The organism is Actinotalea sp. C106, assembly GCF_023630195.1.
Taxonomy (GTDB): domain Bacteria; phylum Actinomycetota; class Actinomycetes; order Actinomycetales; family Cellulomonadaceae; genus Actinotalea.
The window spans coordinates 19558-32278 of sequence record NZ_JALPKN010000005.1; the positions used below are offsets into that span (position 1 = coordinate 19558).

Here is a 12721-nt window from a genome sequence, read left to right on the forward strand (position 1 = left end):
GTCCGCCTCAGCGGGTCGGCGCCGAGGTGAGGAGCCCGTCATGCAGACCCCCGTCCTGGCCGGAGAGCTCGTGACCCTCCGGCCGATCACGGCCGAGGACCTCGAGCCCATGTGGGAGATGGTCGAGGATCCCGAAGGGCGTCGCCTGACAGGCACCTCGGCGACCTTCACCCGCGAGGAGGTCGCCGAGTGGTGCGCCACGGTCGCCGACCGCCCGGACCGGGTGGACCTCGCGATCACCCACGGCACCGACGAGTACCTGGGCGAGATCGTCCTGAACGACATCGACCGGGAGAACCAGAACGCCAACCTGCGTCTCAGCCTGCGACCCGGTCAGCGGGGCCGTGGGTTCGGCGGCGAGGCGATCGAGCTGGTCCTGGCGCACGCCTTCGGCGAGAAGCCTGAGGGCCTCGGGCTGCATCGGGTCTCGCTGGACGTGCTGAGCATCAACCCCCGTGCCCGGATGCTCTACGAGAGTCTGGGCTTCCGCACCGAGGGGCGGCTCGTCGAGAGCCACCGCGACGGCGACTTCTGGTGCGACGCGATCCTCATGGCGGTCCTCGAGGAGGACTACCGGGCCGGCCTTGGTCCGGAGCCCGAGGGCAGCGACGACCGCGGCTGAGCCGCCCATGGGCCAGGATGGTCCGGTGCTCACCGTGACCGTCGCCCATGACGACCTGCTGACCGGTCTCGAGGCCCGGGGGATCCCCGCCGAGGCCCGTGTGCTCCTGTGGGACCTCGTCGAACCCGCCCCCGTGCCCGTCGAGGAGATCGACGTGGTCGTCGTGCCGAACTACTTCGTCCGGCGTGAGGGGTACCGGGCGCTCGAGGGGCTGCCCCGGCTGCGGGTGGTGCAGCTGCCGAGCGCCGGGGTCGAGCACGCGCTGCCCTACCTGCCCCCAGGTCTGACCGTGTGCAACGGACGAGGGGTCCACGACGCGGGGACCGCCGAGCTGGCCCTGGCGCTGACCCTCGCGTCGCAACGTGGCCTGGACGAGGCGGTCGGGGCGATGCCCGAGGGCAGGTGGCGACCGACGTACCGTTCCTCGCTCGCCGACCGTCGGGTGCTCGTGGTGGGGGCGGGGGCCATCGGCAGCGCGGTCGCGCGGCGGGTGGAGGCCTTCGAGGCCGAGGCGGTCCGGGTCGGACGCACCGCCCGCAGCACCCCCGAGGGTCCGGTGCACGGGATCGACGAGGTGCCCGATCTCCTGCCGACGGTCGATGTGGTGATCCTCGTCGTCCCGCTCACCGAGGAGACCCGTCACCTGGTCGACGCCGCCTTCCTCGCGGCGCTCCCCGACGGCGCCCTCGTCGTCAACGTCGCGCGCGGCAAGGTGGTCGACACCGAGGCCCTGCTCGCCGAGCTCGAGTCCGGGCGTCTGCGCGCTGCCCTCGACGTGACCGACCCCGAGCCGCTGCCCGCCGAGCACCGGCTCTGGCGCGCCCCGCGCACGATCATCACCCCGCACGAGGGGGGCTACACCGACGCGACGACGCCGCGGCTGGTGGACCTCGTCGGGCGGCAGCTCGAGGCCCTGGTCGCCGGCCGCGAGCCGCTCAACGTGGTCGCTCGGACCTGAGCCGGGCGGTCAGAGCGCCCGGCAGGAGCTCCGCTCGACCAGGGCCGTCGGCAGCCGGACGTGGGGGTCTCGCTCGACGCCGTTGATCAGGTCGAGAAGGAGGCCCATGGCCTCGACGCCCATCTGCTGGATGGGCTGGGCGATGGTCGTCAGCGCCGGCACGGACAGCGCCGACTCGGGGACGTTGTCGAACCCGATCACGGACAGGTCCTCCGGCACCCGGAGACCGAGCTCGCCGGCGACGGTGATGGTCTGGATGGCGGTGAGGTCGTTCGCGGCGAACACCGCGGTGGGGCGCTCGGGCAGGGACAGCAGCTCGCGGGCGGGCTCCTGGGCCGTCACCTGGCGGTACCCACCGATGCGCACCTGGTCCTCGTCGACCGCGAGCCCCGCGGTGGACATGGCGTGGCGGTAGCCTCCTTCGCGCAGGCGGGCGGACTCGAGGTCGGGCCGGCCGCCGAGGAACCCGATCTGCCGGTGCCCGAGGTCGATGAGATGCCGGGTGGCGGTGACCGCGCCCGAGAAGTTGTCGGAGTCGATGGTCGGCAGGCCCGAGGGACCGGTGTGCGGGTCGACCGCCACGACCGGGATGCCGTACTGCGCGTCGACCACCGTGGGCGTCACGAGGATCGCTCCGTCGATCAGGGTGCCGCTCAGCCGGGAGAGGTACCGGCGCTCCCAGCCGACGTCGCTGCCCGCGCGCCCCCCGCCCGAGTACGCGAGGAGCTCGTACCCGGTGCCCTGGACGCTGCGCGAGGTCCCTTTGAGCAGCTCGGTGCTGAACGGCTCGAACTCCGCCACGAGGATGCCGATGACGTTCGTGCGGTGGCTGCGCAGGCTTCGTGCGACGAGGCTCGACTCGTACCCGAGCTGGTCGATGACCTCCTGCACCCGGCTGAAGGTGGCCGCCGCGACCCCGTACCGGCCGTTGATGACCTTCGAGACGGTCGCGACGGATACGCCCGCCGTCCTGGCGACGTCGCCGATGGTCACCCGCCCGGTCGGTTGCACGCCGCCACTGTATCGGATCGATAACGTTATCGATAACGATTGACACGGCCTGATGGGCGATGCAAAACTCGATCGACCGTTCGTCAAAGAAGACCGAGGGGACGACCCAATGACGCGTAACCGAGCCGGATCAGCCGTCGCGCTGACTCTGAGCGTGGCGCTGCTCGCCGCTTGCAGCGGCGGCACCGCCGACAACGGCACCGACACCGGGAGTGATGGCGAGGACGTCACCCTCACGTGGTGGCACAACTCCAACGCCGAACCCGGCCAGGGGTACTACGAGCAGGTGGCTGCTGACTTCGAGGCCGAGAACCCGGGCGTCACCATCGAGATCAGCGCCCTGGCGCACGAGGACATGCTCACGCGTCTGAACGCGGCGTTCCAGACGGGCGACACGCCGGACGTCTACATGGAGCGCGGCGGCGGTGAGCTGGCCGCTCACGTCGAGGCAGGACTCACCAAGGACATCTCCGAGGGTGCAGCCGACACCGTCGAGAAGCTCGGTGGCACCGTCGCCGCCTGGCAGGTGGACGGTCAGACCTATGCGCTGCCGTTCTCCTTCGGCCTGGTCGGCTTCTGGTACAACGAGGCGCTCTTCGAGCAGGCCGGTATCAGCGAGGCGCCGGAGACGATGGACGACCTCTACGCCGCGGTCGACGCGCTCGAGGCCGCGGACATCGAGCCGATCGCCGTCGGTGCCGGCGACGGCTGGCCCGCCGCCCACTACTGGTACTACCTCGCCCTGCGGCACTGCAGCGAGGACGTGATCAACAACGCCGTGGCCGAGCGCGACTTCTCCGACCCGTGCTTCGTCGCGGCCGGTGAGAGCTTGCAGGAGCTCATCGAGGCGGAGCCGTTCAACACGGGCTTCCTCGCGACGCCCGCCCAGGAAGGTCCCACGAGCGCCTCCGGTCTGCTCGCCACAGGGCAGGTCGCCATGGAGCTCGCAGGTCACTGGGAGCCCGGCGTCATGCAGGGCCTCACCGAGGACGGTGAAGGTCTCGGCGAGGACACCGGCTGGTTCACGTTCCCCGCGGTCGAGGGCGGCGAGGGTGACCAGTCGGCCGCGCTCGGCGGCGGCGACGCCTGGGCCGTCTCCGAGGGCTCTCCCGACGTGGCTGTCGACTTCGTCGAGTACCTGCTGAGCGACGAGGTCCAGATCGGCTTCGCCGAGAACGACATGGGTCTGCCGACCAACCCCGCCGCCAACGACGCGGTGTCCGACCCGGCCCTGGCCGACCTGCTGGCGATCCGTGATGAGGCGCCGTACGTCCAGCTCTACTTCGACACCCTGTTCGGGGAGAACATCGGCGGTGCGATGAACGACGAGATCGTGCTGCTGTTCTCCGGCAGCACCACCCCGCAGGGCATCGTCGACGCGATGCAGGCCGCAGCGGACCAGGAGGGCTGATCGCGGTGGCAGACGACGTCACGGCCCGCACGGGCACCGGCGCCGCTGCCGCCTCGCCTTCTGGAAGCGTTCGTACCGCCGACCGGGCCCGTGCCCGGTCGGCGGGACGAACCGCAGGTGGGCGCCAGAGCGGTCGCAGGTCGATGTCCGGCCAGGTGCGCAAGCGCCTGGAGATCTTCTTCTTCGTCGCTCCGGCGCTCGTGCTGTTCGCCCTCTTCGTCGTGGTGCCGGTCGTCCAGGCCGGTCGCTACTCGGTGTACCGGTGGAACGGGCTCGGCCCGATGGACAACGTCGTCGGGCTGCAGAACTACGTGGATGCGCTGGGCGACCAGGTCTTCACGGGCGCCGTCATGAACAACCTGACGATCATCGTCCTGTCGATCCTGATCCAGCTTCCGCTGGGCCTGCTGATCGCGCTCCTGCTCAACCGGGAGATGAAGGGCCGCACGGCGCTGCGCGTGATCATCTTCGTGCCGTACGTCCTGGCCGAGGTCGTCGCTGGCGTGATCTGGCTCATGCTGCTCCAGCCGCGGGGTCCGGTGGACGCGATCTTCGACGCGCTCGGCCTGGGTGGACTCAAGCAGCTCTGGCTCGGCGACCCGGACATCGCCCTCTACACGGTGATGTTCGTGCTCACCTGGAAGTACCTCGGCCTCGCGGTCATCCTCTTCCTCGCAGGCCTCCAGGGTGTGCCCCCCGACCTCTACGAGGCCGCGCAGATCGACGGAGCCTCGTGGTGGCAGGTGCAGCGGAAGATCACCATCCCGCTGCTCGGCCCGACCATCCGGACGTGGGGGTTCCTGTCCATGATCGGATCCCTGCAGCTGTTCGACATGGTGTGGATCCTCACGGGGGGCGGTCCCGCGAACTCCACGATGACCATGGCCACCTACCTGATCAACCAGGGGACCAACCGCAGCCTCTACGGCTACTCGTCGGCGGTGGCCGTGCTCGTGTTCGTCATCTCCCTCGTCCTGGCGGCGATCTACCAGGGGTTCGTCCTGCGCCGTGACGCCCAGGACACGCCCCGGACCAAGAAGGTGAAGCGATGAGTGCCCCTACCAGTGTCGCCGTCCCCGGGAAGGCAGCACCTCTCGCGGGGACCGACCGCCGTCGCCGTCGCAGCAACTCGTTCAAGGGCGGAAGCCCGCTCGTGTACGGCGCCGCGCTCCTCGTCGTCGTCGCGACCCTGGGGCCCGTGGTCTACGCGGTCCTGGGCGGCTTCCGGTCGAACGCGCAGCTGGCGGCAGCACCGGTCAGCCTGCCCGACCCCTGGGTGTTCACCAACTACGTCAACGTCCTGACCTCGTCGGACTTCTGGCGCTACGCGTTCAACTCGATCGTCGTCGCGCTCGTCACGACGGGGATCGTGGTGATCTTCGGCGTGATGGCCGCCTACCCGCTGGCCAGGTACCGTTTCAAGGGACGGAACACGCTGTTCATGGTGTTCGTGCTCGGGCTGCTGTTCCCGCTGACGGTCGCGATCATCCCGCTGTTCCTGATGCTCCGTGACCTGAACCTGACGAACACCTTCTGGGGAGTGGCACTGCCGCAGGCGGCCTTCGCCCTGCCGATGACGATCGTCATCCTGCGCCCGTTCCTCATGGCGCTGCCGCAGGAGCTCGAGGAGGCAGCCATGCTCGACGGCGCCTCGCGCATCGGGTTCTTCTGGCGGATCCTGCTGCCCCTGTCAGGCCCGGCGATGGTGACGGTCGGCGTGCTGGCGTTCGTCGCCTCGTGGAACGCCTACCTGCTCCCGCTGCTGATCCTCAGCGACCCGGCAGCACGGACCCTGCCGCTCGGCGTGGCCAGCTTCTCGAGCGAGCACGCGCAGGACACCGCAGGGATCCTCGCCTTCACGTCCTTGGCGATGATCCCGGCGCTCGTGTTCTTCCTGGCGATGCAGAAGCGCATCGTCAACGGCTTGCAGGGTGCGGTCAAGGGCTGACCCACGACGTCCCGACGGGGTGCGCACCTGGCGCCCTGTCCGCCACAGCAGTGAGGAATGACGATGACTGATGTCGAGGTGGGGCTCGCCCCTGTGACCAGCACGGTGCAGGGGCCGGCCGAACGTTCCCTGGAGCTGCTCGGACGGATGACCCTGGAGGAGAAGGTCGCGCAGATCGTCGGCTTCTGGGTCGACGAGGGCGGTGACGTCGTCGCCCCGATGCAGGGCGAGATGGGCGAGGGCTCCGGCAAGCTCGAGGAGTTCACGCGGCACGGTCTCGGTCACTTCACGCGGGTCTACGGCACCCGGCCGGTCGACCCGGCCGAGCGGGCCACGTGGCTGCGCGACCAGCAGCGACGCCTGATCTCGGAGACCCGCCTGGGCATCCCCGCGATCGTCCACGAGGAGTGCCTCACGGGGCTCGCCGCCTGGCAGGCCGCGACGTTCCCCACCCCGCTGGCCTGGGGGGCCGCGTTCGACCCCGACCTGGTCGAGCGGATGGGGGCCGTGATCGGCGACTCGATGCGAACGCTCGGTGTGCACCAAGGGCTCGCCCCCGTGCTCGACGTGGTGCGAGACGTGCGGTGGGGACGGGTCGACGAGTGCATCGCCGAGGACCCGTACGTCGTCGGCACGATCGGGACCGCCTACGTGCGAGGCCTGCAGTCGACCGGCGTCCACGCCACGCTCAAGCACTTCGTCGGGTACTCCGCCTCGCGCGCGGGACGCAACCTCGCGCCGGTGCACGCCGGCCCGCGCGAGCTCGCCGACGTGCTGATGGTCCCGTTCGAGATGGCCGTGATCGACGGCGAGGTCCGCTCGGTGATGCACTCCTACGCCGAGATCGACGGCGTTCCGGTGGCGGCCGACCCCCGTCTGCTCACCGGCGTGCTGCGAGACGAGTGGGGCTTCGACGGTGTCGTGGTGGCCGACTACTTCGGGGTCGCCTTCCTGCACCTGCTGCACGGGGTGGCCGAGGACCTCGGGGACGCTGCGGGCCAGGCCCTCGCGGCCGGCATCGACGTCGAGCTGCCGACCGGCAACGCCTACCTCCAGCCGCTGGTGGACAAGGTCCGTGCTGGACTGGTCGACGAGGCCCTCGTCGACCGGGCCGTGCTGCGCGTGCTGCGCCAGAAGGCGGAGCTCGGCCTCCTCGACGCGACCTTCGAGGAGCCCGCGCCGACCGAGGTCGACCTGGACACCGCCGCTCACCGGGAGGTCGCTGCCCTGCTCGCGGAGGAGTCGATCGTGCTGCTGGCCAACGACGGGGCGCTGCCGCTCGCCGCGCCGGCCTCGGTGGCCGTGATCGGCCCCAACGCCGATCGCTCCGCCGCGCTCTTCGGCTGCTACTCCTTCACCAACCACGTGCTGGCGCACCACCCCGAGGTGCCCCGGCGCCTCGAGGTCCCGACGGTGCTCGAGGCCCTGCGGGAGGATCTCGCGGGTGCCGAGATCGTCGCGGCCCGTGGCTGCGCGGTGGACGACGAGGACCGCTCGGGGTTCGACGAGGCGGTGGCCGCAGCACGTGGTGCTGAGGTCGCCGTGGTCGTCGTCGGGGACCATGCCGGTCTGTTCGGCCGCGGGACGGTCGGCGAGGGGTGCGACCGCGACGACCTGGAGCTGCCGGGCGTGCAGCGCCAGATGGTCGAGGCGGTGCTCGACGCCGGCACGCCGGTCGTCCTGGTGCTGCTCACCGGTCGGCCGTACGTCGTGGACTGGGCGCTCGAGCGGTGCGCCGCGGTGGTCCAGGCCTTCTTCCCCGGTGAGGAGGGTGGCCGCGCGGTCGCCGGTGTGCTGACGGGGCGGGTCAACCCGTCCGGCCGGCTGCCGGTCAGCCTGCCGTCGTCCGCCGGGGCGCAGCCGCAGTCGTACCTGCGTCCGCGCCTGGGAGCAGGCACCGACACCACCAATCTCGCTGCGGCCGCGGTGCTGCCGTTCGGGCACGGGCTGTCCTACACCTCGTTCGCCCGCACCGAGCTGCGGTGCGACGCCGACGTCGCCGCAGGCGGCACGTTCGAGGTCAGCGTCCTGGTCACGAACACCGGCGACCGCGAGGGCGACGACGTCGTCCAGCTCTACGGGCGAGACGTGGTCGGCAGCGTGACGCGTCCGACCGCGCAGCTGTTGGGCTACCAGCGGCTGCGGCTGGCAGCGGGGGAGTCGGCGCGCGTCACCTTCCGCGTCCCGACGACGCGCCTGGCCTTCTCCGACCGGGACATGGTGCGCATCGTCGAGCCCGGGGCTGTCGAGCTGTGGGTAGGCCCCTCGTGCCTCGAGCGCGAGACGGAGGCGTCCCTGACGATCGGTGGACCGGTGCACCGGGTCACCACGGCCGACGACCGTTGGGTCGTCACCGACGTCGCCCGGGCCTGACGCGCACCCGCCCGGCCCGACCCCGCCCGCCTCGCCTCAGGCGGGGCGGGCGGCGTACGCCTCGATCGCGTCCCGCAGGTAGACGGCCAGGCCCGGCGCGAAGGCGTCGTAGGTCGCCGTGAACCGCGGGTCGTCGACGTACATCTGCCCCAGACCGCGATAGGCCTGGGGCGTCGGCGTCCAGAAGGTCGAGATCTGGGCGTGGTGCCGCGCGACCAGCCGCTGAACGCCGTCGTCGCCTGCGGGTCGGCCGGCCCGCAGGCAGGCTGCCAGGCCTTCGCCGATCTCCTGGGTCTCCCGGTGGTGCGCAGCCTGGCCGTCCGGGCCCAGGCGCTCCCACGCCCGGTGGCTGCGGTCCACCTCGGCATCGCCCCAGCGCTCGCGCGCCTCGGCGTCGTACTGGCTGTTGTCGAACCCGGCGTAGAGGTCTTTCGCTGTCATGCCGTGGCTCCCTTCCAGGGACTCGAGGGTCGAGGCGACGGTGCGGGCGAGCCGGTCGAACCGGTCCCGCTCGGCCACCAGGCGGGCGTGGTGCTCACGCAGGACCGCCGCGCGGTGGGCCGAGGCGTCCCGCTGACCGTCTCTGGTGGTCACCGACGCGTCGAGGGCCTCGGCGATCCTGCTCAGCGGCACGTCCAACTCGCGCAGCACGAGGATCTGCTGCAGACGCAGCAGCTCTGCGTGCCCGTAGAGCCGGCGCCCTCCGGCGGCGACCCCGGCGGGGGCGAGCAGCCCGATCGCGTCGTAGTGCCGCAGGGTGCGTGAGGTGACCCCGGAGAGCCGGGACACCTCGTCGATCGCCCAGGTGCGGCTGGGGTCGTGCGGCACGACGTCCATCCCGTGACCCCTCGCCTCCGCGCCTCCGACGGCGGACCGTCCGCCGTCGTCGTGGACGATAGGAGGTGACGCTACGTCAACCGCAAGGACGGCTGCGTGTCGGTGCGTGGTGCGACAGTGTGGCCATGAGCGAGCTGATGCGTGACTCCGAGGTGACCGAGGCCCTCGACCACCGCCACTGGCGGGTCGTGCTGGGGAGGATCCACGGGACCTTCCGTACCGGCTCGTTCACGCGCGGTCTCGAGCTGACCCAGCAGGTCGCCGCGGTCGCGGAGCAGATGAACCACCACCCGGACGTCGACCTGCGCTACGGGTCGGTCCATCTCTCGTGCGTCTCCCACGACGTCGGCGGGCTGACCGCCCGCGACGTCGCCCTCGCGCGTGCCGTCTCGGCGGTGGTCGACGAGCTGGGCGTCGAGGCCGCCCCGACGGCCTCCCAGGCCCTGGAGATCGCGATCGACGCGCTCGACATCCCCGCCGTCCTGCCCTTCTGGCGCGCCGTCCTGGGCTACGTCGACGAGCCGGCGCCCGCGGAGGGCGCCCTGCCTGCGCTCGCGGATCCCGCGGGCCGGGGGGCGGCGGTGTGGTTCCAGCAGATGGACGAGCCGCGTCCGCAGCGCAACCGCATCCACCTCGACGTCTCGGTCCCGCACGACGTCGCCGAGGAGCGTGTGGCTGCGGCCCTCGCCGCGGGAGGGCATCTGGTCAGCGACACCCGGGCCCCTGCCTTCTGGGTACTGGCCGACGGAGAGGGCAACGAGGCCTGCGTGTGCACCTGGCAGGCCCGCGAGGGCTGAGGCCGGGTCATCCGTCCGCTCTGCGATCCTCCGGCCCGGTCCACCCACGGCCGTCCTAGACTCCCGGCATGAGCGAGACGAGCACCGCAGGGAACGCCGCGACCCCCGACATCAAGCCACGCAGCCGACAGGTCACGGACGGCCTCGAGGCGACCGCGGCGCGCGGCATGCTGCGCGCGGTCGGTCTGGGCGACGAGGACTTCGCCAAGCCGCAGATCGGCGTCGCGAGCTCGTGGAACGAGATCACCCCCTGCAACCTCTCCCTCGACCGGCTCGCCAAGGCGGTCAAGAACGGCGTGCACGCCAACGGCGGGTACCCCCTCGAGTTCGGCACCATCTCGGTCTCGGACGGCATCTCGATGGGCCACGAGGGGATGCACTTCTCCCTCGTGAGCCGGGACCTCATCGCCGACAGCGTCGAGACCGTGATGCAGGCCGAGCGGCTCGACGGCTCGGTGCTCCTCGCCGGGTGCGACAAGTCGCTGCCCGGCATGCTCATGGCCGCCGCCCGCCTCGACCTGGCCTCGGTGTTCCTCTACGCCGGCTCGATCGCCCCGGGCTGGGTCAAGCTCGAGGACGGCACCGAGAAGGAGGTCACGATCATCGACGCCTTCGAGGCCGTCGGCGCCTGCTCGCGTGGCCTCATGAGCCGTGAGGACGTCGACCGCATCGAGCGCGCGATCTGCCCGGGGGAGGGGGCCTGCGGCGGCATGTACACCGCCAACACCATGGCCTCGGTGGCCGAGGCCATGGGCATGTCCCTGCCGGGCTCGGCCGCGCCGCCCTCGGCCGACCGTCGGCGCGACACCTTCGCCGTCCGCTCGGGGGAAGCCGTGGTCGAGATGCTGCGGAAGGGGATCACCGCACGTCAGATCATGACCAAGGAGGCCTTCGAGAACGCGATCGCCGTGGTCATGGCCTTCGGCGGCTCGACCAACGCGGTGCTGCACCTGCTGGCCATCGCGCACGAGGCCGAGGTCGACCTCACCCTCGCCGACTTCGCCCGGGTGGCCGAGAAGGTGCCTCACCTCGGTGACCTGAAGCCCTTCGGCCGCTACGTCATGAACGACGTCGACCGCATCGGCGGCGTGCCGGTGGTCATGAAGGCCCTCCTCGACGCGGGGCTGCTGCACGGCGACTGCCTGACGGTGACCGGGAAGACGGTCGCCGAGAACCTCGCCGACGTCGCCCCGCCCGACCCGGACGGCAAGATCCTGCGGGCGATGGACAACCCCATCCACCGCACGGGCGGGATCACGATCCTGCACGGCTCGCTCGCCCCCGAGGGGGCCGTGGTCAAGTCTGCGGGCTTCGACTCGGACGTCTTCGAGGGGACCGCGCGGGTCTTCGACCGGGAGCGCGCCGCGATGGACGCCCTCGAGGACGGCACCATCCAGGCGGGCGACGTCGTCGTCATCCGCTACGAGGGCCCCAAGGGTGGGCCCGGGATGCGTGAGATGCTCGCGATCACGGGTGCCATCAAGGGTGCGGGCCTGGGCAAGGACGTGCTCCTGCTGACCGACGGCCGCTTCTCGGGCGGGACCACGGGCCTGTGCGTGGGCCACGTCGCCCCCGAGGCCGTCGACGGCGGACCCATCGCCTTCGTCAGGGACGGGGACCGGATCCGCCTCGACGTCGCGCACGCGACCCTCGACGTGCTCGTCGACGCCGAGGAGCTCGAGTCCCGTCGGGAGGGCTGGGCCCCGCTGCCTCCGCGCTACACGCGCGGCGTGCTCGCCAAGTACGCCAAGCTGGTCCAGTCGGCCAGCACCGGCGCCGTGCTCATCTGACCGCCGTGCTGCTCTGACCGCCGTGCTCCTCTGACCGCCGTGCTGCTCTGACCGCCGTGCTCCTCTGACCCGTGGCGCGCGTCCTGCCGGAGATCGACGCCCGCACTGCGACCTTCCTCGAGGAGCAGGCGGTCTTCTTCGTCGCGACCGCCCCCCTCGCGGCCGACGGCCACGTGAACCTCTCGCCGAAGGGCGGGGCGGGGTCCCTCGTGGTCGTCGACCCGCTCACCGTGGCGTACCTCGACCTCACGGCCTCGGGGGCCGAGACCATCGCCCACCTGCGGGAGAACGGCCGCATCACCATCATGGCCTGCGCGTTCTCCGGGCGGCCCTCCATCGTTCGTCTTCACGGGCGCGGTCGGGTGGTCCCTGCCGTGGCCGACGAGTTCTCGACCTGGGCGGCGCGCTTCCCCGAGCGACCGGGGGTGCGTGCCGTGATCGTCGTCGAGGTGGACCGCGTCTCGGACTCGTGCGGGTTCGCGGTACCGCGGATGGACCTGGTGGGGGAGCGTGACGTCCTCGACCAGGCCAACGAGCGCAAGGGGCCCGACGGGGTCGCGGAGTACCGGGCCCAGAAGAACCGCATGAGCATCGACGGGCTGCCCGCCGCGGACTGGTGACATCTCGCATACCGATCACACGATCCACGATACGAGACGCACTCGGGGCTGCGTGACATCCCCACGGGGTAGGCGTAATGTTCGCGAGGTGCAGACGATCGTCGTAGTACTTCCCTAGGCGCGAGCCAGACCACCGCCAGGTCTCGTCCGCGCCTACCCCTCGCCAACCCCGCCTGACGGGACGAGGGGTTTTTTCATGTCAGGCCCCGATCCATGCACGCACCGCACGTCCGACGTCCAGGGAGAGCAACGATGGTCCAGGGCCCCCACCCGGCACCGCCAGCCGGGGCCAGTCGTCAGCCGGCCGACCGGCCGACACCCCGCCCGCAGGCCGCCCCCGCGGTCACGCCGGCC

Annotated in this window: 11 protein-coding genes; 9 read left to right on the top strand and 2 right to left on the bottom strand. The window is 71.3% G+C overall.

Features of this window, described 5'->3' with window-relative positions:
• Positions 1-40 precede the first annotated feature (40 nt).
• Both L0B03_RS00835 and L0B03_RS00840 read left to right on the top strand, forming a co-directional pair.
• Positions 41-622 (top strand): GNAT family N-acetyltransferase, encoded by a 582-nt coding sequence (locus tag L0B03_RS00835; protein WP_250442818.1) that lies wholly within the window; start codon positions 41-43, stop codon positions 620-622.
• 25 nt (positions 623-647) lie between these two features.
• Positions 648-1580, top strand: coding sequence for a 2-hydroxyacid dehydrogenase (locus L0B03_RS00840; RefSeq protein WP_250442821.1), 933 nt, complete (start codon positions 648-650; stop codon positions 1578-1580).
• Positions 1581-1589: 9 nt separating this feature from the next.
• Here the strand turns inward: L0B03_RS00840 and L0B03_RS00845 are convergent, their stop codons facing one another.
• On the bottom strand, positions 1590-2591 hold the full coding sequence (locus L0B03_RS00845) for a LacI family DNA-binding transcriptional regulator (protein ID WP_250442824.1): 1002 nt from the start codon (positions 2589-2591) through the stop codon (positions 1590-1592).
• 109 nt (positions 2592-2700) lie between these two features.
• Between L0B03_RS00845 and L0B03_RS00850 the strand changes: the two genes are divergently transcribed.
• The 4 genes from L0B03_RS00850 to L0B03_RS00865 all read left to right on the top strand — a co-directional run bounded on the left by L0B03_RS00850 (position 2701) and on the right by L0B03_RS00865 (position 8323).
• Positions 2701-4002 carry an ABC transporter substrate-binding protein gene (locus L0B03_RS00850; RefSeq protein ID WP_250442826.1) on the top strand — a complete coding sequence of 434 codons (1302 nt, stop codon included), beginning with the start codon at positions 2701-2703 and terminating at the stop codon, positions 4000-4002.
• Between the two features lie 5 nt (positions 4003-4007).
• Positions 4008-5054, top strand: a complete 1047-nt coding sequence (locus L0B03_RS00855) for a carbohydrate ABC transporter permease (protein ID WP_250442828.1) — start codon at positions 4008-4010, stop codon at positions 5052-5054.
• Complete coding sequence (locus tag L0B03_RS00860) at positions 5051-5950, top strand: carbohydrate ABC transporter permease (RefSeq protein ID WP_250442831.1); 900 nt, start codon at positions 5051-5053, stop codon at positions 5948-5950. The genes L0B03_RS00855 and L0B03_RS00860 overlap by 4 nt, the downstream gene beginning before the upstream one ends.
• Positions 5951-6013: 63 nt before the next feature.
• The gene (locus tag L0B03_RS00865) at positions 6014-8323 is read left to right on the top strand and encodes a beta-glucosidase (RefSeq protein WP_250442834.1); all 2310 of its coding nucleotides are present in this window, start codon (positions 6014-6016) and stop codon (positions 8321-8323) included.
• 36 nt (positions 8324-8359) lie between these two features.
• Here L0B03_RS00865 and L0B03_RS00870 read toward each other — a convergent pair whose 3' ends face one another.
• Positions 8360-9160 carry a MerR family transcriptional regulator gene (locus tag L0B03_RS00870; protein WP_250442838.1) on the bottom strand — a complete coding sequence of 267 codons (801 nt, stop codon included), beginning with the start codon at positions 9158-9160 and terminating at the stop codon, positions 8360-8362.
• A 125-nt stretch (positions 9161-9285) separates the two neighbouring features.
• Here L0B03_RS00870 and L0B03_RS00875 point away from each other — a divergent pair, with 125 nt between their 5' ends.
• From L0B03_RS00875 to L0B03_RS00885, 3 genes are all read left to right on the top strand, one after another.
• Positions 9286-9957 (top strand): VOC family protein, encoded by a 672-nt coding sequence (locus L0B03_RS00875; protein WP_250442840.1) that lies wholly within the window; start codon positions 9286-9288, stop codon positions 9955-9957.
• A gap of 68 nt (positions 9958-10025) precedes the next feature.
• The gene (ilvD, locus tag L0B03_RS00880; protein WP_250442843.1) at positions 10026-11747 is read left to right on the top strand and encodes a dihydroxy-acid dehydratase; all 1722 of its coding nucleotides are present in this window, start codon (positions 10026-10028) and stop codon (positions 11745-11747) included.
• 71 nt (positions 11748-11818) lie between these two features.
• Positions 11819-12367 (top strand): pyridoxamine 5'-phosphate oxidase family protein, encoded by a 549-nt coding sequence (locus tag L0B03_RS00885; RefSeq protein WP_250442845.1) that lies wholly within the window; start codon positions 11819-11821, stop codon positions 12365-12367.
• Positions 12368-12721 lie beyond the last annotated feature (354 nt).

What these genes read in the sequence shown, in the direction of transcription:
- L0B03_RS00835 (WP_250442818.1), top strand. Translation starts at nt 41, where the DNA reads ATGCAGACCCCCGTCCTGGCCGGAGAGCTCGTGACCCTCCGGCCGATC.
- L0B03_RS00850 (WP_250442826.1), top strand. Translation starts at nt 2,701, where the DNA reads ATGACGCGTAACCGAGCCGGATCAGCCGTCGCGCTGACTCTGAGCGTG.
- L0B03_RS00860 (WP_250442831.1), top strand. Translation starts at nt 5,051, where the DNA reads ATGAGTGCCCCTACCAGTGTCGCCGTCCCCGGGAAGGCAGCACCTCTC.
- L0B03_RS00865 (WP_250442834.1), top strand. Translation starts at nt 6,014, where the DNA reads ATGACTGATGTCGAGGTGGGGCTCGCCCCTGTGACCAGCACGGTGCAG.
- L0B03_RS00870 (WP_250442838.1), bottom strand. Translation starts at nt 9,160, where the DNA reads ATGGACGTCGTGCCGCACGACCCCAGCCGCACCTGGGCGATCGACGAG.
- L0B03_RS00875 (WP_250442840.1), top strand. Translation starts at nt 9,286, where the DNA reads ATGAGCGAGCTGATGCGTGACTCCGAGGTGACCGAGGCCCTCGACCAC.
- ilvD (WP_250442843.1), top strand. Translation starts at nt 10,026, where the DNA reads ATGAGCGAGACGAGCACCGCAGGGAACGCCGCGACCCCCGACATCAAG.